At 45.4% G+C, this 24,807-nt stretch carries 18 protein-coding genes and 2 pseudogenes; 7 read left to right on the forward strand and 13 right to left on the reverse strand.

From position 1 onward, the window contains the following. Positions 1-11 precede the first annotated feature (11 nt). Together PS053_RS17755 and PS053_RS17760 are read left to right on the forward strand one after the other, a co-directional pair. On the forward strand, positions 12-1,376 hold the full coding sequence (locus PS053_RS17755) for an FAD-dependent oxidoreductase (RefSeq protein WP_024165292.1): 1,365 nt from the start codon (positions 12-14) through the stop codon (positions 1,374-1,376). Positions 1,377-1,675: 299 nt separating this feature from the next. Beyond that, the gene (locus PS053_RS17760; RefSeq protein ID WP_256878714.1) at positions 1,676-3,217 is read left to right on the forward strand and encodes a BCCT family transporter; all 1,542 of its coding nucleotides are present in this window, start codon (positions 1,676-1,678) and stop codon (positions 3,215-3,217) included. A 55-nt stretch (positions 3,218-3,272) separates the two neighbouring features. Here the strand turns inward: PS053_RS17760 and PS053_RS17765 are convergent, their stop codons facing one another. The 4 genes from PS053_RS17765 to gcl all read right to left on the reverse strand — a co-directional run bounded on the left by PS053_RS17765 (position 3,273) and on the right by gcl (position 7,921). Continuing rightward, positions 3,273-4,415 carry a glycerate kinase gene (locus PS053_RS17765; RefSeq protein WP_000706591.1) on the reverse strand — a complete coding sequence of 381 codons (1,143 nt, stop codon included), beginning with the start codon at positions 4,413-4,415 and terminating at the stop codon, positions 3,273-3,275. Between the two features lie 67 nt (positions 4,416-4,482). Then, positions 4,483-5,370: a 2-hydroxy-3-oxopropionate reductase gene (locus PS053_RS17770; protein WP_001020475.1), complete on the reverse strand. Its 888-nt coding sequence runs from the start codon at positions 5,368-5,370 to the stop codon at positions 4,483-4,485. 31 nt (positions 5,371-5,401) lie between these two features. Beyond that, positions 5,402-6,169 (reverse strand): hydroxypyruvate isomerase, encoded by a 768-nt coding sequence (hyi, locus tag PS053_RS17775; RefSeq protein ID WP_256878713.1) that lies wholly within the window; start codon positions 6,167-6,169, stop codon positions 5,402-5,404. 12 nt (positions 6,170-6,181) lie between these two features. Beyond that, complete coding sequence (gene gcl, locus PS053_RS17780; protein WP_059227969.1) at positions 6,182-7,921, reverse strand: glyoxylate carboligase; 1,740 nt, start codon at positions 7,919-7,921, stop codon at positions 6,182-6,184. A 393-nt stretch (positions 7,922-8,314) separates the two neighbouring features. Here gcl and dhaR point away from each other — a divergent pair, with 393 nt between their 5' ends. From dhaR to nhaC, 3 genes are all read left to right on the forward strand, one after another. Beyond that, positions 8,315-10,249, forward strand: a complete 1,935-nt coding sequence (dhaR, locus tag PS053_RS17785; protein WP_025237745.1) for a dihydroxyacetone kinase operon transcriptional regulator DhaR — start codon at positions 8,315-8,317, stop codon at positions 10,247-10,249. 285 nt (positions 10,250-10,534) lie between these two features. After that, positions 10,535-11,905: a putative intracellular survival FAD-dependent oxidoreductase IbeA gene (ibeA, locus tag PS053_RS17790; protein WP_025237744.1), complete on the forward strand. Its 1,371-nt coding sequence runs from the start codon at positions 10,535-10,537 to the stop codon at positions 11,903-11,905. Positions 11,906-11,919: 14 nt separating this feature from the next. After that, complete coding sequence (gene nhaC, locus PS053_RS17795; RefSeq protein WP_001208424.1) at positions 11,920-13,323, forward strand: Na+/H+ antiporter NhaC; 1,404 nt, start codon at positions 11,920-11,922, stop codon at positions 13,321-13,323. A gap of 186 nt (positions 13,324-13,509) precedes the next feature. On the opposite strand, the gene iadA is transcribed toward nhaC, so the two are convergent. The 8 genes from iadA to PS053_RS17835 form a co-directional block, all read right to left on the reverse strand. Then, positions 13,510-14,682: a beta-aspartyl-peptidase gene (iadA, locus tag PS053_RS17800; protein WP_256878712.1), complete on the reverse strand. Its 1,173-nt coding sequence runs from the start codon at positions 14,680-14,682 to the stop codon at positions 13,510-13,512. 12 nt (positions 14,683-14,694) lie between these two features. Next, the gene (locus PS053_RS17805) at positions 14,695-15,156 is read right to left on the reverse strand and encodes a YjiG family protein (RefSeq protein WP_059235101.1); all 462 of its coding nucleotides are present in this window, start codon (positions 15,154-15,156) and stop codon (positions 14,695-14,697) included. Continuing rightward, positions 15,153-15,836, reverse strand: a complete 684-nt coding sequence (locus tag PS053_RS17810) for a nucleoside recognition domain-containing protein (protein WP_059235099.1) — start codon at positions 15,834-15,836, stop codon at positions 15,153-15,155. Before PS053_RS17810 ends, PS053_RS17805 begins: the two co-directional genes overlap by 4 nt. Positions 15,837-16,221: 385 nt before the next feature. After that, positions 16,222-18,432, reverse strand: coding sequence for a pentapeptide repeat-containing protein (locus PS053_RS17815; RefSeq protein ID WP_256878711.1), 2,211 nt, complete (start codon positions 18,430-18,432; stop codon positions 16,222-16,224). Between the two features lie 308 nt (positions 18,433-18,740). After that, positions 18,741-19,004: a putative Se/S carrier protein gene (locus PS053_RS17820; protein WP_000134300.1), complete on the reverse strand. Its 264-nt coding sequence runs from the start codon at positions 19,002-19,004 to the stop codon at positions 18,741-18,743. Then, entirely contained in the window at positions 19,001-19,768 is a 768-nt protein-coding gene (yjiL, locus tag PS053_RS17825) for a putative 2-hydroxyacyl-CoA dehydratase activator YjiL (protein ID WP_001270707.1), read from the reverse strand. The genes PS053_RS17820 and yjiL overlap by 4 nt, the downstream gene beginning before the upstream one ends. Positions 19,769-19,777: 9 nt before the next feature. After that, positions 19,778-20,929, reverse strand: coding sequence for a double-cubane-cluster-containing anaerobic reductase (locus tag PS053_RS17830; RefSeq protein ID WP_000060704.1), 1,152 nt, complete (start codon positions 20,927-20,929; stop codon positions 19,778-19,780). A gap of 119 nt (positions 20,930-21,048) precedes the next feature. Next, the gene (locus PS053_RS17835) at positions 21,049-22,329 is read right to left on the reverse strand and encodes a DUF445 domain-containing protein (protein ID WP_059235091.1); all 1,281 of its coding nucleotides are present in this window, start codon (positions 22,327-22,329) and stop codon (positions 21,049-21,051) included. A 186-nt stretch (positions 22,330-22,515) separates the two neighbouring features. Between PS053_RS17835 and PS053_RS17840 the strand changes: the two genes are divergently transcribed. Beyond that, a complete protein-coding gene (locus PS053_RS17840; RefSeq protein ID WP_256878710.1) occupies positions 22,516-23,448 on the forward strand; it encodes an Rpn family recombination-promoting nuclease/putative transposase in 933 nt (310 codons plus the stop codon). A gap of 152 nt (positions 23,449-23,600) precedes the next feature. Here PS053_RS17840 and PS053_RS17845 read toward each other — a convergent pair. After that, positions 23,601-23,774: pseudogene (locus PS053_RS17845) on the reverse strand (aminotransferase-like domain-containing protein); the annotation flags it as partial. 224 nt (positions 23,775-23,998) lie between these two features. Between PS053_RS17845 and PS053_RS17850 the strand changes: the two are divergent. After that, positions 23,999-24,652: pseudogene (locus PS053_RS17850) on the forward strand (DUF262 domain-containing protein); the annotation flags it as partial. Positions 24,653-24,807: the final 155 nt, after the last annotated feature.

The following is a 24,807-nucleotide window of genomic DNA, read 5'->3' on the forward strand; positions in this document are numbered from 1 at the left end:
AGGGAGAACAAATAGTGGACATGATTTATGAGAATGCACGGCAAACGCCAGTCATTGTACAAACAGATGTTTTGGTGATCGGTGGCGGTCCGGCAGGATTATCCGCAGCCATTGCGGCAGGGCGGTTAGGCGCCAGGACTATGATCGTTGAGCGTTATGGTTCGCTCGGCGGTGTACTGACGCAGGTCGGGGTGGAAAGTTTTGCCTGGTATCGTCATCCGGGGACGGAAGATTGTGAAGGGATCTGTCGTGAATATGAAAGCCGGGCGCGTGCGCTGGGTTTCACACGGCCAGAACCGCAGTCCATTAGCGAAGTTATTGATACAGAAGGGTTTAAAGTTGTCGCCGATCAAATGATCACAGAAGCTGGCGTTGAACCGCTATATCACTCCTGGGTCGTGGATGTGATAAAGGAAGGTGATACGTTACGCGGTGTGATCGTCGAGAATAAATCAGGTCGTGGGGCAATTCTGGCGGAAAGAATCGTCGATTGTACGGGAGATGCTGACGTTGCTGCTCGCGCAGGTGCACCCTGGACGAAACGGAGCAAGGACCAACTGATGGGCGTCACGGTGATGTTCAGTTGCGCAGGTGTTGATGTGGCACGCTTTAATCGTTTTGTTGAGGAAGAACTTAAGCCGACCTATGCGGATTGGGGGAAGAACTGGACGATTCAAACCACAGGTAAAGAAGACCAGATGTTCAGCCCTTATATGGAGGATATTTTTACCCGCGCGCAACAAGATGGTGTTATTCCAGGCGACGCGCAGGCGATTGCAGGAACCTGGTCAACCTTTTCTGAAAGCGGCGAGGCTTTCCAGATGAATATGGTGTACGCCTTTGGTTTTGACTGTACAGATGTCTTCGATTTAACCAAAGCAGAGATTGCTGGAAGGCAGCAAGCATTATGGGCGATTGACGCTTTACGTCACTATGTTCCGGGTTTTGAAAATGTACGGTTACGCAATTTTGGCGCTACGCTGGGAACACGAGAATCACGACTTATTGAGGGGGAAATTCGTATTGCCGATGATTATGTCCTGAACCAGGGGCGATGCGCAGATAGCGTAGGGATCTTCCCGGAATTCATTGATGGGTCTGGTTATCTCATTTTGCCAACGACCGGGCGTTTCTTTCAGATCCCTTACGGCTGTCTGGTGCCGCAAAAAGTAGAAAACCTTCTGGTCGCCGGTCGCTGCATTTCGGCAGGCGTGGTTGCACATACCTCCATGCGCAACATGATGTGTTGTGCTGTCACCGGTGAGGCCGCTGGTACTGCCGCGGCGGTTTCACTACAGCAACATTGCACCGTACGCCAGGTTGCGATTCCCGATTTGCAAAATACGCTGCAACAGCAGGGCGTACGTCTGGCATAACCATGGGGTGCAGAGAGCCGAAAGTTCTCTGCGCCTTGCAGGAGAAATACCATGAGGGATGATGAGCTGGAGCATTTAAGTGCTAATTACTGGATAGTCACAATTCTCTGCGGTCTCTTTTTAGGGATATTTTTCTTTATGCTGCGACAACATCAACACGGAATCACACTGTATTGTATTGGTGCTCTCTCGCTGCTTTTCGCCTTCTTTTCTCTGTGTCTTTCCCGACAATTACAAAAAATGAAGAAAGAGCGGCGAAATATTCGTACTCGTTGAATGAGATCATTCAGGCGGCTAACATGCAATATATTAAAAAAAGATTTTCGCTTATTGAACTGAATGTGTTTATTCCGGCAATACTATTTATTGCCGGAGTTATCATGTGTTTGACTATATTTCCACAAGAGACCAGCTTTTATATTAATAAAATGCATCACTATTTGACATGGGAAATGGGCGGCATTTTTTTAGTCATGACCTTTCTGGTGGTGTTATGCTGCTTGTGGTTAGCTTTTTCTCGTTATGGCAATATTTTGTTAGGCACTCCAGGTGAGAAACCTGATTTTAGTTTACTGACCTGGCTTGGACTCATTTTTACCTCAGGAACCGGTGGAAGTCTGTTATATCTGGCCTCTGTAGAGTGGATTTGGATCATTCAGCAACCGCCTTTTGGTGCGGCAGCAGGAAGCGATCAGGCTGCTCGTTGGGCTTCTGCTTACGGTATGTTCCATTGGGGACCATCTGCATGGGCATGGTATCTGATTTGTGCTGTTCCCATTGGTTGGTTTATGCATGTAAAGAAAACAACATCGCTAAAAGTGAGTGATTTATGTCGCGGATATCTGGGAGCGCATGCAGACGGTTTTTACGGACATTTAATTAATTTCTTCTATATGTTTGGTTTGCTCGGCGGTGCGGTTACCTCTCTGGCGCTGGGAACTCCGATGATTTCTGCCGTATTTTGTCATGTGTTCCATCTGGATCCCTCCGGGTGGTTTATTAATGTTATGGTTATTTTTGTCTGGACTCTTGTACCATTATTAATTCTCTTTTTTGGCCTTAAAAAAGGTATGGCCTGGGCCAGTAACTGGAATATTCGTGCAGATATATTAATGCTACTGGCGATCCTGGTTTGCGGTCCGACGGCGTTTATTCTTAATCAATCTATTGATGGTCTCGGCCTGATGCTGCAAAACTTTGTCGCGATGAGTTTAAGTACCGACGCCATCGGTCGTAGCGGATTTCCACAGATGTGGACTGTATTTTATTTCTCATGGTGGGTTGTGTATGCCATCCCATTCGGTTTATTTATTGCCCGTATTTCAAAAGGAAGAACAATTCGGCAATTGATAGTATGTGGGATTCTGGCCGGTTCATTGGGATGTATGGTTTTCTACATGGTGCTGGCTAATTTCGGCTTATCTTTGCAGACAACTCATATTATTGATTTTGTTCCCATACTCAACGAGCAGGGGCGTGGTGTTGTGGTTTCTCGCTTACTGGAACAACTCCCTGTTAGTCAGGTATTTTTGGTCGCTTTTGGCGCAATTGCGTTAATTTCATATATTACCGGGCATTGTACTGTCGGTTATGCCCTCGGCTTTGCGACGCAAAAGCGAGCAGATTGTGAGAGCGAGCCTGCATTCTGGAATGTGGCATTTTGGTTGATAATAACCGGAGTGGTCGCAATCACACTCTATCTTCTTGATGCGCAGAGTCTGCAACCGTTACAAACGGTCTCTATTCTGGCCGGACTACCGCTTTGCGGCGTAGTGTTTATTTTATTGAAGAGTTTTTTGATGCAGCTTGCGGTTGAAGAGAAAAACGAGATAGGTGAATGATAGTGTTCAGGTATGCCCGATAGTTTACTTTATCGGGCATTTTCCCGGCCGGAAATTAGCTCAAGACCGCGCGAAAATATCCCGCCAAATTTTCCCCAAGACGAATTAGATTATCTTCCCCCTGACTCAGCGCGGTTGGTAAATCACAAGGACCGTTGATGACAGAAAAACAGGCGTCAATCCCGCATTGACGGAGTTCATTAAGATCAAGCTGATTGTCGATATATCCCGCTATAGCAACCACCGGAACTCCCATCATGTGGGCAATTTTGGCTGCGCCAACAGGCGCTTTTCCATTCAGGCTTTGGCTGTCTAATTTACCTTCGCCAACAATCGCTAACGCCGCGTATTTTAAATGCTGGGTATATTGAATAGCTTCCAGCACGAGCGAAATACCCGGTTGTAGGCGAGCATCCAAAAAAGCCATTAATGCTGCGCCAACACCGCCAGCTGCCCCGGTTCCTGGGATCGCATTGATGTCTTTACCGCAACAGCGACGGATGCAATCGGCATAATTTTGCATTCCCTGCTCCAGCTGCTCGAGGTCATCAGCGCTGGCCCCTTTTTGCTGGCCGAAAACTCGGGTTGCGCCGTTCTCACCAGTTAGTGGATTGGTGACATCACAGGCCGCAATAAATTTCACATTTTTCAATCGCGGATCGAGGTGCTGTAAGTCAATTTGGTGGATAGCTGACAGTCCCATACCATTCACCGAAACCGAGTTTCCATCAGCATCGGTGAACAGCGCACCCAGTGCCGACATCAACCCAATACCGCCATCATTGGTGGCACTGCCGCCAAGGCACAGAATAACGGTATCAATATTGTGTTCCAGTGCGGCGAGAATAAGTTCTCCGGTTCCAAACGACGTCGTATAAAGAGGGGAACGCTGGACCGGAGAAAGCAGTTCCAGTCCAGAAGCCTGCGCTATTTCTATCACTGCGGTAGTTTGGTTGCCTAAGATACCGTATTGCGCATGTCTTGATTCGCCAAGTGGTCCGGTGACCGTTTTAGTGTAAAACGTTCCATGAGTTGCATGAATGAGTGTTTCGAGTGTTCCTTCGCCGCCATCAGCCACGGGCAAACACACCAGTTGGCTGCCTGGCAGAACCTTACGCCAGCCAGTTGCCAACGCTTCGGCAACTTTCCAGGCGGGAAGGCATTCTTTAAAGGAGTCGGGGGAGATGACTATCTTCATAGCTGGTCTCTCAAAATAGGGGGAGTGCAACGAGTGAACAAAGGGAACCTGCGGCTCCCTTTATTTATTATTTACGGATGGTGTAATTAGCTTGCGTTTCAAGCGCCCGGATTAAAGCGGAATGATCCCATTCTTTACCGCCAAGCGCGGCGCAGGTGCTAAATAGCTGTTGCGTTGTCGCCGTATTAGGAAGCGGTGTGTTTAACAGGCGTGCATTCTCCAGCGCCAGATTCAGATCCTTTTGATGCAGGCTAATACGAAAACCGGGTTCAAATGTTCCTTTGATCATCCGCTCACCGTGAACTTCCAACACACGAGAGGAAGCGAAACCGCCCATCAGAGCTTCACGTACACGAGCGGGATCGGCACCTGATTTACTGGCAAATAGCAGGGCTTCAGCTACCGCTTCAATATTCAATGCGACAATGATTTGGTTAGCGACTTTACACGTTTGACCATCGCCTACATTACCGACCAGGGTGATATTTTTGCCCATCAATTCCAGAATTGGTTTGATTTGCAAATACACGTCTTCAGGCCCGCCGACCATAATGGAAAGCGTTCCGGCTTTTGCACCTACTTCGCCACCAGAGACTGGCGCATCAATATATTCCGCACCTGTTGCGATAATACGTTGCGCAAATGCTTTTGTGGCGACCGGAGAAATTGAACTCATATCGATGACAATTTTCCCGTGGCTTAAACCGTGTATTACGCCATACCGGGAATGAAAAAAAACATCCTCAACATGAGGTGTGTCAGGAAGCATGGTGATGATAATCTCACATTTCTGCGTGACTTCATGGGGAGTGGCACAAACAATGCCATGCTCCCCAATAAGTTCTTGCGGTGCGGGTTCGAAATGTGTCGAAAAATAGAGAGTATGTCCGGCTTGTTGTAAATTATAAGCCATTGGTTTACCCATTATACCTGTACCGATAAATCCAATATTCATACTGAATATCCTCATAAATTAAATGTGAGTATTATTTAATCCAGCTTAAACTTTCTGTAGTAGTTGTTGATGGTATATATTCACAACCAATCCAGCCCTGATAACCTATCTGGTCAATATAATTTAGCAACCATGGGTAATTAATCTCACCAGTACCCGGTTCATGGCGTCTAGGGTTATCAGCTAATTGAATGTGTCCAATACTCTCCAGATTGTTTTTAAGTGTTATGGCAATATTCCCTTCCATAATTTGCATATGATAAATATCATATTGATAGCGCAAATTAGGATGGTTTACATCATGAATGATATTGAGAGCTTGTTGGGTGTTGTTAACAAAAAAACCGGGGATATCTTTGGTATTAATGGCTTCAAGAACCAGTTTTATCCCATGAGAGGACAGTCTTTCTGCTGCATAACGTAAATTTTCGACCAGTGTTTCATGGCATTGCTCGTGCGAATAACCACCGGGATGTTTGCCTGCAAGACAATTAATTTGTTTGCAATCAAGAAGTTGTGCATACTCTATTGCTTTGAACACGCCTTCCTGAAATTCTTTTACTCGACCAGGATGACATGCGATGCCTCGCTCGCCATCCTGCCAGTTACCCGCTGGAAGATTAAACAGAACTTGTATCAGATTATGCTGATGCAATTGCGAAGCTAACTTATCGGCGGAGAAGTCATAGGGAAAAAGATATTCAACGCCATGGAATCCTGCGTGACTTGCCTGTGCAAAACGTTCAATAAATGGATGCTCGGTAAAGAGCATAGATAAATTTGCTGCAAATTTTGCCATAATCCTTGCTCCTTATAAATCGAGAATTTCTTCAAATTCGGTGACTTTATTAATGTCAGGTCCCATAGCGATATTAGTCACACGTTCGGTAATAATTTCCACGACCACAGGTACGCGAAATTCATCGCGCAAGCGCTGAGCTTCTTGCAGTGCCGGTTCGATATCTTGCGGGGCGAAAACACGAATCGCTTTACAACCTAATCCTTCAACTACCGATTTATGATCAACACCATAACCGTTAACTTCTGGAGCATTAATATTTTCAAATGACAGTTGAACACAATAGTCAATATCGAATGCACGCTGTGACTGGCGAATTAATCCAAGATAAGCGTTGTTCAGTAAAATATGGATATAAGGAAGGTTAAATTGCGCCCCGACTGCTAACTCTTCAATTAAGAATTGAAAATCGTAGTCGCCGGATATTGCCACAACGGGAACAGACGGATCAGCTTTTACCGCGCCCAGTGCCGCGGGCATTGTCCAGCCTAGCGGCCCAGCCTGACAGGCATTAATCCAGTGGCGTGGGCGGTAAACATGCAAAAATTGGTTAGCGGCAATTTGCGCCAGACCAATTGTTGAGATATAGCGCGTCTCCGGTCCGAAAACCTTATTCATTTCATGATAAACGCGCTGTGGCTTGATGGGCGTACTATCAAAGTCGGAACGGCGTAACATACTGCGTTTGCGTTCGGCACATTCGGCAACCCAGTGACCGTGATCTTTTAGCTCGCCGCGTGCTTTCATATCGCGAGCAACCTGAATAAATAGAGTCAAAGCACTATGAGCATCAGAAACAATGCCCAGATCTGGCGCAAAAATCCGACCAATTTGCGCTGGTTCGATATCAACATGAATGAATTTGCGACCTGCGGTATAGGTTTCAATCGCTCCGGTATGGCGATTAGCCCAACGGTTGCCGATGCCAAAAACAAAATCAGAGGCCAGATAACTGGCGTTGCCATAGCGGTGGCCAGCCTGACATCCCATGCGGCCAATCATTAAAGGGTGATCGTCTGATAATGCGCCCCAACCGCGTAATGTTTGAATGACGGGAACGCCGGTTAACTCAACAAATTCGCGCAACAGTTCGCTCGCTTCGGCATTAATAATGCCACCGCCAGCTACGATTACCGGTTTTTCGGCGCTGTTTAGCATTTTCAATGCGCGTTCTGCCTGGGCCAGAGTTGCCTGAGGTTGCCAGGGAGTTAATGGCTGGTAGAGATCGATATCAAACTCAATTTCGGCCATCTGAACATCAAAAGGGAGATCCAAAAGAACCGGACCGGGGCGACCTGAACGCATTTCCCAAAAGGCTTTCTGAAATATTCCTGGTAACTGACCAGCTTCGAGAATTGTTCGTGCCATTTTAGTGACAGGTGTGGCGATAGCCTCAATATCAACAGCCTGAAAATCTTCTTTATGAAGTTTTCCTACAGGGGCCTGACCAGTTATACAGAGAATAGGAATTGAATCAGCAGAAGCGGAATAAAGCCCGGTGATCATGTCCGTACCTGCAGGTCCCGATGTGCCGATACAAACACCAATATTGCCATTATGGCTGCGTGTGTAACCTTCAGCCATATGCGAAGCGCCCTCGACATGACGGGCCAGAATGTGATCAATTCCGCCTGATTTTTTCATCGCGGCATAGAGTGGATTTATTGCTGCGCCGGGTACACCAAAAGCGACGCTAATGCCTTCTTTTTTCAGTATTTCTACCGCGGCTTCAATTGCACGCATCCTCGCCATACATTATTTCTCCTGATATTTACGCTGATTAGAATAGTCAGCCAATGTTGGAATTTAACGATGAAATATCTTTGAGGAAATAAAAGGGTAGAACAAATTTCGACGTGTTGTTTCATAATGAAACGGCTATGACTCCTGTGTCGTTTCAGTTTGGATGATTATAAATATCAAACGCAAATATTTCAGATGCTGCTGGCAATTTTAGAATTTATCTAATGTATTGTACGTTTTTTATTGTTTTAAAGGTTATTCTCTCTAATGTATATGTTATTACCTTGTTGATTGAGTCCGTTTTTGTAAAGACGTAGGCCAGATATTATTGCGTTTGATCAAGCTTACTTGCATGACATTCTGATACAAGTTCTAAACGTGACTTGAATGGATATTCTTATAATGAATAAAGAGTCGTATCATAGTGATCTAAAAAATAAATGGAAAATGTTTGTTAAGCATGGCTGGGTTGCGACAAACCCGACGAATCAGGTGATGTTGCGATCATGGCAAAAATGTCTAAAACATTGTGATCCCCGGCGCTGGAAAATGCCTGTTAAGGCCTCAGGGCAAACATTACAGATGATTTTTTCTCGTAATGAAGAGTTTATTAGAATCTCACGAAGAGTTGTTGAAGATCATTTTACTCTGGCTAATGACGAACGATTGGCATTTTTAATTATTGATCCTCACGGTTGGGTACTATCGTTATATGCAGCAGAAGGTTACTCCCGACAATTGCAAGATTTAGGGATAGAATCTGGCATGTCATGGGCAGAAGATGGCATTGGAACAAATGTATATGGCCTTTGTCGGGAAACAAATATATATACTCAACTGGAAGGTGCAGAACATTTTAGTGAACAGTTGCATTGTTATGCAATGAGTGCAACTCCGGTTATAGATCATTATGGTAATATCCACGGCTATATTTTATGCATAATTGAGTCCACAGCAGAACTTGTTAAATTGAAAATCTCATATTCATGTGCGACAGAAATTGCCAATTATATTTATATTGAAAACGAACAAAAACTTATAAATAAAGTGCTTTGCCAACATAATGCAGTAATTGAATGTATGGATGATGGTTTTATTTGCTGGGATAGTCACTCATTAATTACGATGGTGAATCCTCAGGCGCAGACTTTATTGAATATTGATAAAAAAAGTTTAATTGGTCAAAACATCAGAAAAGGATTTGTTTTTCCACCAATTCTAAATGAGGCGATTACACAACGAAATAAACTATCACAAAAGCAAATTGTTCTTGAATGTCGTGGGGAGTTCATTGAACTGATGGTTACCCTTCGTCCTTTGAGCGATGGTTCATTTCTACTTTTTCTCCATCCATTAGATAAAATCAGGAAAATAGCCCAACAACAAATAAGCACTAATGCAAATTTTACCTTTGATAGTTTACATGCAGCATCGAGTGGCATGAAGCAGGTTCTGATTATCGCCCGTCGAGCAATTAAGACTATCTCTCCGATTCTGATCAATGGTGAAGAAGGCGTAGGGAAATTGAGTCTGGCAATGGCAATACATAATGAGAGCGAGCAGCGTGATGGGCCGTTTATTTCTGTTGATTGTCAGATGCTATCACCAGAAAACATTTTACATGAACTTCTGGGCTCCGATGTTGGCCCTTCCCCATCGAAATTTGAATTGGCACATAATGGCACGCTGTATCTGGATAAAGTGGAATATCTTTCCGGTGAAGTTCAAAGTGTCTTATTAAAAGTATTGAAAACCGGGCTTGTTACGCGTTCAGACAGTCATCGCTTGATCCCGGTGCGTTTTCGTCTAATTACCTGTACCAGTAGCTTTTTACGTGATTATGTTCAGCAAGGTGCGTTCAGCCGCCAGCTATATTACGAAATTTCTATGAGTGAAATTGAGATCCCGCCACTGCGTAAACGGCGGGAGGACCTTAAACAAATGATTGAAGATATTGTTGATAAATATCAGGAACGTACCAAAAAGAAAATGACAATCACTCCTGATGCCAACTCTGTTTTACTTGAGTACCGTTGGCCGGGGAACTTCTCTGAATTTAAAAATAGAATGGAGAAGATATTTATTAACTGTAATCGACTTGTCCTCGGTTTAGAAAATATTCCTTTAGATATACGACAAAATAACAGTAGTGCTGAAGATGATATTCCTCATCTCACCTCACTGGCAGAACTGGAGATGCAAGCCATCGAACATACATGCCGGGTCTGCGAATGGAACCTGACTAAGGCCGCAGAAGTATTAAAAATTGGTCGTACAACATTATGGCGCAAGCTTAAAAATTATAATCTTTATCCAGGTACAGAGAATGTTGACTGACTCTTTTCAAACTGAAAAGGCTTTAGTATTGCGGTGTTTCATATTGGAAAGACGATAGCAGCGATTTGTAATATTGTGATGTGTTTCATAAATATCATTTAGATGATGCTTCTGGGGATTCTAAATTGTGTGTGTACTCCTGAAATAATAAAAAACAGGCCAAGGGAGATGATCTCCTTGTTTATCTGTATTAGCATGACTTTGCTTGTTAATAATTAAAAATATCAACGCGCTCATATTAGCGTGGGGATTATTTTACTCAATTATTGAATATGGAGATAAAGTATGGATTTTTATCTGGAACCAGCCCGTAATATACCCATTCTGGCGACTACGGAAGTATTAGTTGTCGGTGGAGGACCGTCAGGTATTGCCGCAGCAATAAGTGCCGCTCGTGAAGGCGCGGCAACTATGCTAATTGAGCGTTTCGGTTGCTTCGGCGGTATGATGACGACGGCTGGCGTTGAGTCAATAGCCTGGTGGCGTCATGAAAATACCGTTGAATCAGGAGGAATTGCGAGAGAAATAGAAGAGACAGCCAGACTAATGGGCGCTACCAGCCCCGAGCCGCAATCGAATAGCCAGGCCATAAATGCCGAACGTTTCAAATTGGTTGCTGATGCAATGCTTGAACAAGCCGGTGTGCGTCGCGTACTGCATATTACCGCTGTTGATGTCATTAAACAGGAAAATAATTTACTGGGAGTAATAACAGAGAGTAAATCAGGCCGTCAGGCAATTTTAGCAAATGTTATTATTGATTGTACTGGTGATGCAGATATTGCATGGCTTGCCGGAGCGCCATTCATTAAACGTGAACGTGAAGAACTGATGTGCATGACGACCGTTTTTAGCTGCGCAAATGTGAATAAAGATGCGTTCATGAAGAATATTAAAACCACGCAACCTAAATACGGTGACTGGGGGGCGGACGAAGAAAATAAAAACTGGTCTTATGATGTACATGAGTCTTGTCGTGATATGTTCAGCCCTTATTTAGGTAAAGTTTTTGCGAAAGGAAAATCGGCGGGAATTATTCCAAAAGACGTTACGTTAGGTGGGTCCTGGAGTACGGTAACTGAATATGGTGATGCAAATTATTTGAACGTTGTTAGTATTCCGTCGGTTGATTGTACGGATGTTTTTGATCTGACGAGAGCGGAAATAGAAGGGCGCAAGCAAGCCATGCAGGCAATTGAGGCGTTACGTCAGTTCCAGCCTGGATTTGAACAGGCACAATTAAAAAACTTCGGTATGACCGTTGGAACTCGAGAGTCCAGACATATTATTGGACACGCTAAACTTATTGAGAATGATATTTGTAATGAGGGACGCCATACTGATTCTATCGGTATATTTCCTGAATTTATAGATGGCAATGGTCATCTTAAATTACCTCTTGAAGCGCATTATTTTCAAATTCCTTATGGCGTAATGGTTCCGCAGCAAGTTGAAAATCTGTTGGTTTGCGGACGGGCTATCGATGCAGATAATTTCGCCTACGCGACAATCCGTAATATGGGGTGTTGTATTGTCACCGGAGAGGGGGCTGGGACTGCTGCAGCCGTCGCTATTAAAAATAACACTACTGTTTCATCGGTAGATATTCAGGCTGTACAGGAGCGCTTACAGCAAAATGGCGTTAAAGTATTTTGACAGGGAATAAAATTATGAGAGAAAAACCCAGTTTTTATGTTGCGCTGACTCCGATCATTTTTATGATGATCGTGTTAGTTGTTGGCATCGGTGTTATGGGCTGGCCCGCCAGTGTTTGTTTATTAATTTCAGCGGCGTTTTCCTGCATTATTGCGATGGCTAAGCTGAAATATACCTGGGATGAAATCCAGGGATTTATTATTGATAAGATTTCGGCGGTGATGGCACCGGTGCTTATCGTTATTTTCGTTGGCTTTATGGTCGCCACATGGAGCTATGCGGGTACACTGCCGATGCTGGTTTATTACGGTATGTTACTGGTTGCGCCCGCATGGCTTTATGCCATAGCGTTCTTTCTGAACGCCGTATTGTCCTATGTTTCTGGGGCATCATGGGGATCTGTAGCTTCTATTGGTGTTGCATTAATGGGCATTGGTTCTGGTTTACATGCCGATCTTCCGATTCTGGCGGCAGCTATTGTTACTGGGGCTTATTTTGGCGACAAACTTTCACCATTAAGTGATACCACTAATCTGACGTCTGCAGTCACCAAAACTAAACTCTATGATTTGATCAAATATCTGCTATGGACGACCATTCCATCGACGATTATTAGTCTGCTGTTTTTTACCTGGCTAGGAATGATCCATACATCTACAGGTTCTATCTCGCCAGAAAGTATGCAGATGCTGGTACAGCTTAAAGAGTTATATGATTTTGGTTTGTTGCCGCTATTACCTATGCTTATTGTCCTGTGCTTTACCTTTTTGCGTTTGCCCACAGTACCGGCATTATTAAGTAGCGCATTTGTGGCAGTACTGGTTGGATGGCTATATCAAGGTTTCCCGCTGGCGGAAGGTATTAAAGCTACAATGAGTGGTTTCCGTCTGACAATGATCACTGATTCAACGACGCTGTTACCTTCTGTGAAAGAACTGCTTGAGCAGGGCGGTCTTAATAATCAGGGAGGATTTCTGTCATTTATTATCTGCGCCATGATGTTTGCGGGCATTCTGACGGGAACAGGAATGATGGATGTCACGTTACAAAGTGCGGCAAACAAAATAAAAAGTGCCTTTGGCGCTATCCTGGCAAGTGGTGTTTTGGCGATTATCATTAACTTGCTTACCGGTTCCGATGGTTTAAATAAGATTGTTATTTCTGAGTTGATGATGAAGAAATTCGAAGATCTTAATTTATCACCGTTAGTTTTAGCGAGGACGCTGGAAGATTTTGGCACTATGAGTGCACCAATTATTCCGTGGTCAGCTGCCGGATTGTATATGGCAACGACACTAGGCGTTCCGACGTTTAGTTACCTGCCGTACTGTGTATTCTGTTTCTGCTCGATGATATTTGCATTGATCTATGCTTCTACAGGTTTCCGTTTACTGCGCTTTAATGAAGCAAAAGCCTGAGTTATTCAGGATAATAAATATGTTTGCCGGATGGTTTAATTACTATCCGGCGTTATTTTCAGAATCGCTTACCGCGAAATTTTCGCTGAATGGCATCTTTGGGCAGCCAGACAATTTCAAACCTACATTATTCTTTGTCAGCCGCCCGTGCGGGGGTCTATGCCTGTTCGGGCGGCTGGCAATGGCTTATGCTGATTCGAACGTTCCTTTCACGCACGCTTTACCGTCTTTGACCATCAGCTTCCCGCGGGCGTACACCTGTTCAATGCTCAGTTCCGGTGTCATGACCAGCAGATCAGCATCGTTGCCTGGCAGGATTTCGCCTTTCCCGGTCAGGTTGAGGAAATCGGCTACGCTACTGGTGAGAGGGCGCAGGGCGTCGCTGAGGCTGAATCCGTAGTCCTTGACCAGCACTTGCACAGTTTCCAGCAACGTTTCAAAACCGGCAACGCCGATGTGCGTCAAATTCCCTTCGTCGTCAAAGAATGGCTGACTGCCATTGCCGTCGGAACTGAGGGTGACGCGTGCCAGTGGAATACCGGCCTGAACGGCGCGAGCGATACCTTCGGCAGGGGCAACCGGTTCGTCAATGCTACTGGTGATGTCGATGGTGCCGCCTTTGCGCGCGAATTCCAGTGCCTGTTCAAACAACGGAATATTGCGGTTAACGTGTGTCGGCAGCAACTTGCTGATGGGAACATCGCAGTTTTCAAGAATATCGTAGATTGGCTGCAATGCTTTTTTGCTATCGCCCATGTGGAACACGGTGACGCCAGGTTTACCGCCGAGTAGACCACCAACGCGGGATTCTGCCGCCATATTGGCCAGATGATAAACGTCCGGTGCGGCTGAGCGGTGGTCTGAGATAGCACATTTTACGCCAATCACACGCTCAATAATCGCCACATCTTTTTCTACAGAGCCCGTAATGGTGCGGGAAGGCACATGATATGCGCCGGTTAGCATCCAGGCGCTGATGCCTTCTTCATTGAGCGCCCGGGTCTTGGCGAGCAGTGACTCCGGGTGGCGAGAGATAGAATCGGTGCCCAGCAGACCGACCACGGATGTGACGCCGGCTTCCGTCAGACGGCTGAGCGCCACTTCCGGTGTCCGTGTGGTCGGGCCGGCTTCGCCGCCGCCGCCAATCAAATGGACGTGCTGATCAATGAACCCTGGGCAGAGGAGCTGCCCACTGAGATCAACAACGGTACAGTCTGGTACGATGTCTGCGGGGATGTTGTCGGCAACCGCAATAATCTTGCCATTAGCGATGAGGAGATCACAGATTCCCCGATCTTCAGGCGCATACAGATGCGCTCCCTGTAGTAGGGTAAAACCAGCTGCGGAAAAATCAATCATGGTAACTCCTTGTTAAATAATAATCTGCATGACCCAGATCGACAGCAGTGCGTTAATAACGCAGACCGTAATGATATGCGGATAGTATTTGGCATTCACTTCGGCTGTCCCCAGGCAGCGCCCGACATTTTGCACCGGGTTACCCATCAAATACATCGCGGGGAGCAAAACGGTAACATCATGACCGGTCAGAGCCCCGGCAGTCGCCAGACTGGCGGCGACACCGACTGCGCCGCCCATACTCATCAATGCGGCTAACAGGACGGTTGCCGCTTCGCCCGGTAATCCCCACAGCGCCATCACGGGTTCGCAGATATGGCCTACCCAGTCGAGCAGTCCGGTAATTTTCAGTGCCTGGATGATAACAAATGCCATCACCACATTCGGCAACAGGTTAGTGGTGGCAATAGTAAAGCCACGGCGTGCGCCATCGATAAACATATCCATGACATTTTTACGGACTTGAGTCGTCATGCTTGTGCTCCTTGCGTGGGGTTGCGACGTTCTTCAACGTTAAGCCAGACGCGTAAAATATTGGCGCCGATAAATTTAAACACCAGGATGACGGCTAAAGGTACGATTACAGATGTTCCCAGAAAGGCAAACACGGCGACACCGGAAGAAAAGTAGTTGGTGATGATGGCGCTACCGCTGGTTTGATATGCGGCAAAAATCACTTTATCGCGCTCGGTAATTTCCCCTTCCTGCGCCAGTTCTTTGGTCATACCGGCGGCAGCATCAGTGTTTTGTAGGTTGGCTATCAGCGCCAGCGAACAGATGCCCGGAATGCCCAACAGAGGTTTTAGTACAGGCGTCATTAGTTGCTGTGCAGCACGCAGCCCACCAAGACCATCGGTAATAGAGATAATCCCCAGAGAAAGGATTACTGAAGGTGCCAGTTCCAGCGCGAAGAGGAAGCCATCTTTGGCCCCAGTGCCGCCAGCACCGCGAAACGAGGTGGTCGCTCCATTCGCACCAGGCAGTTGTCCAAACGATCCGTTCAGAACGGAAAAATCAAAAACGCGCCACCAACTGTCTGTCCCGGAAAAAACGCCGGAAAAAAAGATAATGGTGAGAAAAAATGCCAGATACCCTTTAATACCTACTTTTTGTGTCGCCAGCTTTCCGGCCACAGCATCCCCTTGTTGTGTCATAACAATCCCCATTGTTTTTTGTGCATGTGTGTTGTGACTGCCAGGAAAATTCCTGGAGCCAAAAAACCTTATCAGCCATGTGGGTATGGGGAAAATGCAAGTATGTTTCTGGCTATGCGTTTTTTGCATAGTGGAGGTAATTATTCGTCGGCAACGTAACGTAAGTGTTTACGCTTGAGTAACTGCGCTCCGCTGATAAGGGCTGTCGCCAGAAGCTCTGTTGCGCCGCACAGGAGCGCACCGGGCTAATCTGTTAAGGCGTCGATGTGAGGGTAAACGATATGAATATTTTACGTGGGATAAATTTATGACAAACGCCGCAGGTAGCTTACTACGGCGTTTTGTTAGGCAGCAGGATTTTTATCATTTACTTAGGCTGACAACGTTACTTATCCAGGGATGATGAAGGTCTCATTTCAAAGATTTGTATTGTGATATCACTCTCGTCATTTGGTGTACGCACATAATAGTCATCATCTGTATTTATTGAATTAATCGTTTTAACGTTTTCAAAAGTTGCTAAATGAAGATTCGAATTGAGAAAGGAAACATTAATCGACTTAACCCCATTAAAATGAGATTCAGGAATTTGGGCGTTATTAAAGTTAACATTTTTAAAAGTAGCTTTGTCGAAATAAACTTTTTCCTGGAAGATTGCCTTATAAAATGATGAGTGCAGAATATTACTTTCGGAAAAATTAACATTAGACCAGTTAGTCTCAATGAAAAAACAGTTTTCAAGTTTAGCCTTGGAAAAATTTATCGATTCAGCTTCAGAATTATTGAAAATAAAGTTGTTAAAGTTGGCGTTCGTGAAATCTATCTCGTTCATTTTTGTTTTGTAAAAAGAAACATATTTTCCCCATGCTCTGTGGAAACTGACGTTGTTTAAATTTGCCTTGTCGAATATTACGTTAGTAATCCTGGCTCTATTAAAATTAATATTGGAACCAGTCGCTTCGGTTAGAACAGTTTCGGTTAGAGTGGAAAAATTAAACTCTGCACCATCAAGGATGGCTTTATTTAAAATAGTTTTTGTTAAAATAGTATGATTTAATTTGACTCCAGTGAGATCGTAGCCTGAGAGATCCTTCCCTGAAAGATTGGAATAGTTAAGTACGGCTCCAGCAAGAAGAGTTTTATCGAGAACCGTGTTTATAAAAAATACATATTCGAGGTTAGCGTTTCGAAGGTCTGCCTGGGTAAAATTGACACCAGAGAAATCATGCCCCTTGAAATTGCACTCCCGAAGATTAGCCCTTAAGAATATCACTCCTTTCATATTGTTAACATATTCAAAATCGACCTTCATTAATGACGCGTCAGTAAAATCTGCATGATTGATGTCACAATCTAAAAGTATAGCACCGTCAAGAGTAGCATTATTGAAAATAGCTCTTTTAAGGATGCTGTCCTGAAAATTGACATTTCTAAGATTCATTCCAGAAAAATTAAACCTGGATAAATTCATGCCCGATAAATCCAAACCTTCGAGGGATAGCTGGCCCATGTCGTCTTTAGGAATAGCTTGCTCAACAGTGTTTATAACATAATCACCAATATGGAAAGTCATTTTTATTTTAGTGTCGGAGATAGTCATATCACGCGTTAGAAGTTTACTATTACTATCGGTTGTATTCTTCTTAATAATATTGTATTGATCACATACCTGACAAAGTCTCTTCCAGTTCTCATCATTGGTTCTTGTCTTGTCCGGGGAATAATTTGCAATACTATAAAGATCTTCTACGATGCTGTCCTTCACTTCAGGAATGAAATAATCACTGACTTGAGGCGAAGAGATATATTCTTTAATATTTTTACTATCGTTTGAATCAATTGTGTTTGATTGTTGGTGGCCTTTTGAAGCGTATTTAAGTAGGTTTTCCCATTGTAAGTTTGTTAATGGAATCATGTCTACTGTGTTTTTATTATCCCGAATGGTTAGTTGTTTATCTATTGGATCATAATAAATCATGAAATTATCCAGATGACGGTATTGTTGGTTTGCATCTAAAACAACATTAAATGAATTTGTTTCTTTGTAGGCATAGGTTAAAAATTTATCAAATGGCAAATGTTGTTCTTCAGGTAATTCTTGTGCTTCACTACGCGAAATATTTATAACACTCTCTTTAAAGTTTTGCATGTCAATATAAATTGGCAGTTGACCTTTTTGTTCTATTGTTTTGATTAATTCATTTATTTGACTAATTTCTGCGCGACCACTATGGTTCATGTTATTGCTGCTGACTGTTAATATACCATCTTTCTCATTCTGCGGCATGAAGTTTACTTTAATATCGGCGAATTCAAACTCATATTGCCCATTTCTTTTCGCATTGGAAAATATTTTCTCTGTTGTTGATGAGTACCTGTCCAGTGTTAATTCGAGATCGTCGGGATTTAAAATGAAATGCATAATAAGAACTAGTGCGCGCTTAATAAAGTTATCATTTTGATGTTTGATATCATAACTGATTTGTTTAAGTAGGCTTTCAACACCGATATGAGTATCTGAATTAAAGACTTCATGGGTAGTTGCGTTATAGTTTGAGTGCATATTGTATTTGTCTGTAATTATTGATTGTGGCATATTCTTTTACCCTTTATATGTGAAGTTTTTATGGAAATTTAAAAATAATTTCTGGATGTATTGATAAATATAAAATTAGATAAGGAATTTATATTTGCGAATATTTTCCATCAATCATGATTCAGCCTCTTTAATATAACTTGACACGCATGTTTGATTAATATAATAACTGATAATAGTTTAAGGACTAACGACCGGGATACTATCAAAAATCGCTCATTTGTTGGACAGATAATGTCTGGTGTGGATAAAGTCACATCACCAGTATTATATAGCGATTAATCCTGGTGTTACTTTTAAATATCTTATTAAATATTGGTTGTTGCCGCACCGTAATGTGCAATGCATTTCCAGCCGCCATCTAGCTGGCAGTAAATAGATTCAGTTTGACCCGGAATTACCCACTGCATTTCTTCGCCTGGCGGGCAGGTCAACCAGATGCATAACCCACAGCCACCACGTAAATCACGGGGAATATCGGCGACGCGAAAGGTCATACCCGCAGCCTGCAGGGCCTTGCGGGTTTGCACGACGCCAACCGTTGAGTGAAATAAAAATAAGAATTCCGTCACAGGCGTTTTCCTTGTCGTTGACCCATTAACGCCGCGCCGATAGCGCCTGCAAATTGTGCATCTGGATGCGTATATACTGGCATTTTCAGATGCGTTTCCAGCATACGGGTAAATGCCCGGCAATGACTGACGCCGCCTGTAAACAGAATCGGCGCTTTACAGGAGAGACGGCCAATGAAATTGGCGCTGCGTCGCGCCATCGCGTTAATTACCCCGGCGAGAATCGCTTCCGCTGGTACACCCGCAGAACGCAGGCTGATCACTTCCGATTCGGCAAACACGGTACACATGCTGCTGATGGCGTGTGGCTGCACATTTTCGGTGATATTGTCGAGTTCCTCGACGCTGGCGCCCAATGTGCGGGAAATGACTTCCAGAAAACGCCCGGTGCCTGCCGCGCATTTGTCATTCATCAGGAAGTCGCACAGGTTGCCGTCGCTATCGAGCTGAATCACTTTGCTGTCCTGACCGCCGATGTCGATTACCGCACGCGTTGCTGGCGCAAGAAACCGTGCGCCGAGTCCGTGACAGGAAATTTCTGTTACCTGCTTATCGGCAAAATCCACCAGTTGCCGCCCGTAGCCGGTGAGCGTTAAAAACGGCGTTGCCTCTAACCCTTCGCGCAGAGTTTCCCAGGCTTCAGTAATTGCTGTTGCCGGACGAAATGGCGTTGGAACGAGAAAACGGCGCGTGATCACGCCGTCTGCCAGTAAGATCCCTTTAGTGGCGGTAGAGCCGGAATCAATGCCTATCGAATATCTCACAGCTATCCCTTACAACATCTCAATAAAGGCCGCGACGCGGGTGCTGAGTTGCCCGATATCCGAAGTAGAGTAGTCCGTTTCAATGGCGATATAAGGAATGTTGTGCTGTTGGCGCACGTGGCGTTTAATCGCCAGTGATTCCACCGCATAGGTATGACAGGCCTGCAAAATTACATCCACCACGCCATCGACCTGATATTCCTCCACCATCTGACTGAGCATTTTCAGGCGCTGATCGTTCGGCGAAACACAGGAACAGCCAATCGCCAGATATTTATCAGCAAGAGCGTCATACACATCGCCCGTTTCTGTCACGCACTGTTCGGTGGCTTTCGCCCCGGTGCAGTTTTCATAACCGACTACCCAGCCGCCGTTCTCTTCAATTGCGCGCACGACTTTCTCTGCCGCGCCGCCAATTGGGCAACCGGTAATTAAAATTCGTGGACGCGGGTCCAGTCGCTGGCCATCTTCCCACTGCTGACGAACGCGAGCAGTCATCATGTCCAGCTCATTGATCAACGCGTCTTTATCGAACCGGAACGTTGCGCCATAAACCACTTTCAGAATGTCGCTACCGCTAAGTGCCGGAGGATTTAGCTGCCCCAGATGATAGAAATTGGCCAGTGCGCGGCGTTCACGGTTTTTTAACGCAATGGCATCGCGTAATGTGTCTTCTGTGATTGCTTTCCCGAAACGTTCTTCAACGGCTTTCTGCAAGCGCAACATTTCCGCTTTCCACAATGCGCGAGAGGCGTCGTCCTGCACGCTGTTCGGCAGTTGCATTACATGAACGGGCTTAAACTCTGCCATATATTCGTACATTTTCTTTTTGCCGTCGCAGGTGGTTTCGCCGACCACCAGATCAGAAAAGTAGAAGTAGGGACATTTATCCGTTTTGCCGAAACCGTAGCTGCTTTTGATTAGCGGACAAAGGTTGCGCGGCAGATCTTTCTCCGCTTCTTCGATGGTTTCATCGGAGGTTGAACAGAGCGAGACTACAACCGCCCCGGCAGCCATCGGGATCTCTTGCGGCATAAACGTACAATAGGTGCCAACCAGCGGAATGCCGCGCTCCTTGAGATCCATGACAGTGAGAAAGCCTTTCTGGCGAGCTTCGGAGAACTGATCGAAAATGGCGGGTAGATCGGTGACAAGTGACATGATTTTCCTTCCCCGTTCCACGGGAGACAATGAAAAGAGGTCACAGTATTACCATGTTTTTAGTGTGGTTTATTTGATCTCTCTCGCGGTTAGCCATTTAGCTCATTTTTCGTGGATTCCTAAAAATTGCTAAAGGGTAATAAGGACGGAATTTGCGACAATAAATATAAAATCAGCCCAATACAGCCACCGACCAGCGTGCCGTTGACGCGGATAAACTGTAAATCTTTGCCGATGTTTAACTCGATTTGCCGCGACATATCGCGCGCATCCCAGCTTTTCACCGTATCGCTGATGTGGCGAGTCAGAAATGCCGCAAACTCCGGCGCGACGCGGTGCGCAGCCTGTTCCAGGTGACCATTTAACGACGCCCGCAAGGCGTCATCGGCAATTAACGTTTCGCCAAACCATTGCCCCGCCTGCGCGATGCGTTCCTTCACGTGAGAATTTTCGGCGTTGATATCCGTTTTTAGCCATTCCCGCAAATCTCCCCACAATTCACCGAGATAGCGGTTAAAGGCCTCATCTTTTTTCAGATAGTTCTTCACGGCATCGGCCCGCGCTGCCATTTCAGGATCGTTTTTCAGTTTGTCGATCAGCGCAAAAGTGGCGCGATCAAACGTATGGCGGATCTGATGCGTGCGATCGCGGCTGATATCATCAAGCAACGAATTAACCGCGTCGGAAACCCACTCTGCACTGTGTTCGCCCAGCCATTCCGTAGGCAAAATTTTAGCTTTTAGCGGATGCTCGCTCTCCAGCCAGTGGACAATTTGCTGAGCAATAAACTTGCGTGATTTATCGCGCTGGAGCAGGGCGATCAGTTGTGTGATCAATGTGTCCAGAAGCACCTGATGACGATTGTTTTTGGTCATGCTCTCCAGCATCAATGCACTGGTGCCGGAAAGATCCACTTTATCGATCGCCTTATGCACCGCGCGCTTAAGCAGCCGTTGAATACGCGCGTCATCGGTCAGTTCGATAAAACCGCTCATGATCTGCAACAGATGCTGGCCGACACGGCGGGCGTTCTCCGGCTGGCTGAACCAGTTGCCGATCAACAACGCCGGTTCATGGCGCCGAATCAATGCCACCAGCGATTGGGTATCAAGAAATTTTTCCTGCACGAACTGGCCGAGATTTTCGCCAATTCGGTCTTTATTACGCGGAATAATTGCTGTATGGCGAGAAATAATCGGTATCGGCACGCGGCGAAACAGCGCCACCACCGCAAACCAGTCCGCCAGCGCGCCCACCATCGCCGCTTCGGCAATCGCCTTCACGCCGTTTACCCAAAAATTAGGCGGTAAAAACAGCGTAACGACAAAGGTAGCAGCGGCGATAAGCAGCAAAGAGAGTGCCAACATTTTGGCGCGTCGAAGTTCAATGAGTTTATTCATAACATTAAGAATAGAGCCTGGTGCCGGGGGTGCGTAAAAATCGAGATATCTTCCATAAAAATGTATCGCTTGCGGAAGAATAAAAATAGCCTGGAAAGCCCCTCGGGGAATGGGAAATTGCCGGGTGAGAATGGTTTTGTTAGTCGCTAAAGTCAGGCCATCTTTTTCAACAGGTGACGGATCGCCATGACAAACTTCACGACCAGCACGCCGCATGATGCATTATTTAAAACCTTTCTCACGCACCCTGATACTGCGCGGGATTTTATGGAGATTCATTTACCAAAAGGCTTACGTGAACTGTGCGAGCTCGACACCTTAAAACTGGAATCCGCCAGCTTTGTCGATGAAAATTTGCGGGCGCTACATTCCGATATTCTGTGGTCGGTAAAGACCCGCGAAGGAGATGGCTATATCTATGTGGTGATTGAACATCAGAGCCGCGAGGATATCCATGTGGCGTTTCGCCTGATGCGATATTCCATGGCGGTGATGCAGCGCCATATAGAGCATGACAAACGCCAGCCGCTACCGCTGGTCATCCCGATGCTGTTTTATCACGGTAGCCGTAGTCCTTATCCCTGGTCCCTGTGCTGGCTGGACGAATTTGCCGACCCACTTATCGCACGGAAGCTTTATACCGATGCGTTCCCGCTGGTGGATATCACCGTGGTGCCAGACGACGAGATTGTGCAGCATCGCAGAGTCGCCTTACTGGAGTTAATCCAAAAACATATTCGCCAGCGCGATCTGATGGGGCTTATCGATCAACTGGTAGTATTACTGGTTACAGAGTGTGCTAATGACAGCCAGATAACTGCGCTGTTAAATTACATTTTACTGACTGGCGATGAAGCGCGTTTTAAGAAGTTTATCAGCGAACTTACCCGTCGAATGCCACAACAAAGGGAGCGAATAATGACAATTGCAGAGCGAATTCATAATGATGGATGGCTGTTGGGAAGGGAAGAAGGGGAACAGCACATTCTTCGATTGCTGTTGCAGAATGGGGCGGATCCTGAATGGATACAACGATATACCGGACTTTCGGCAGAGCAAATGCAGGCATTAAGGCAGCCCTTGCCTGAGCGCGAGCGCTATTCATGGCTCAAGAGCTAACCAGAGACGGATGGCAAACGCAAAGCTGCCTGATGCGCTACGTTTATCAGGTCTACATAACCCATCCAAGATATTGAAATTTAAATATTTTGTAGACATGGTAAGGCGTTCACATGGCATCCGGCATGAACAAAGCGCTTTGCCTAAGCTATGCCGGAAGCCGAGAAAATCGAGCCTGCTGCCACCTGGATTTTCATGCGGTACAGCTGCCGCGCTGCGCAGACCATATCGACCTGTTCAGGCAATTCTATCCACAGCAAAAATCTGTCTTTCGGGCGCGTAATACAAATTACGCAGGGAAAATACTCCCGTGTCCAGCAGGTAAAAGCGCCATTTTCGCAGACGGTACATTAAAGCTGCTGGTGGCAGCAAATGCAGACCCGGTGCGTGTTACTGCTGGTGAGAGATGAATGATTAGAGAATATTGGGTTACGCAGGAAGAATATGGCGTAATGAAGGCCGTTCTTCACATAATTATGGGATTTATATATCAACTCGTCAGATAAGTAGTTATTATTGCTAAATCATAGCTTCACGGAAAGACGTCAGAATGAAAGCAACAGAAGCCCGTTTACTCGATTTTTTAAAATGTTCACAGCAGTTTGTTATTCCCATTTATCAACGAACTTATTCATGGACAGAACAACAATGTCGGCAACTTTGGGACGACATCATTCGTGCCGGAAAGCGTGACGATATATCTGCACATTTTATCGGCTCAGTTGTTTATATTGAGCAGGGGTTATATCAGGTTTCTGGTATTTCTCCGCTACTGGTCATTGATGGTCAGCAGAGGCTGACGACCGCAATGTTGCTGATTGAGGCTTTATCGCGCCATCTTGGCGAAGAAGAAGTGTTTGATGGCTTTTCGGCAGTGAAATTGCGTAATTATTATTTGCTCAATCCTTATGAGTCCGGCGAGAAAGGATTTAAATTACTGCTGACCGAGACTGATAAAGACAGTTTGCTGGCGTTAATAAAACAAAGACCAATGCCAGAAAACTATTCCCACCGAATAATGGAAAATTTTACTTTCTTTGATGAGCAAATTGCTAAACTCGGTGATGACTTGATCCCCTTATGTCGTGGGTTAGCAAAGTTATTAATTGTCGATGTGGCGCTTAATCGTGGTCAGGATAATCCGCAACTGATTTTTGAAAGTATGAACTCCACCGGTAAGGCGTTAAGTCAGGCCGATCTGGTGCGCAATTTTATTCTGATGGGCCTCGAACCAGAGCATCAAACCCGGTTGTATGAAGATCACTGGCGTCCAATGGAAGTCGCTTTTGGTCAGCAAGGTTACAGCGAATATTTTGACAGTTTTATGCGTCATTATCTGACGGTAAAAACGGGGGAGAT

Source organism: Escherichia albertii (assembly GCF_028622335.1).
GTDB lineage: Bacteria > Pseudomonadota > Gammaproteobacteria > Enterobacterales > Enterobacteriaceae > Escherichia > Escherichia albertii.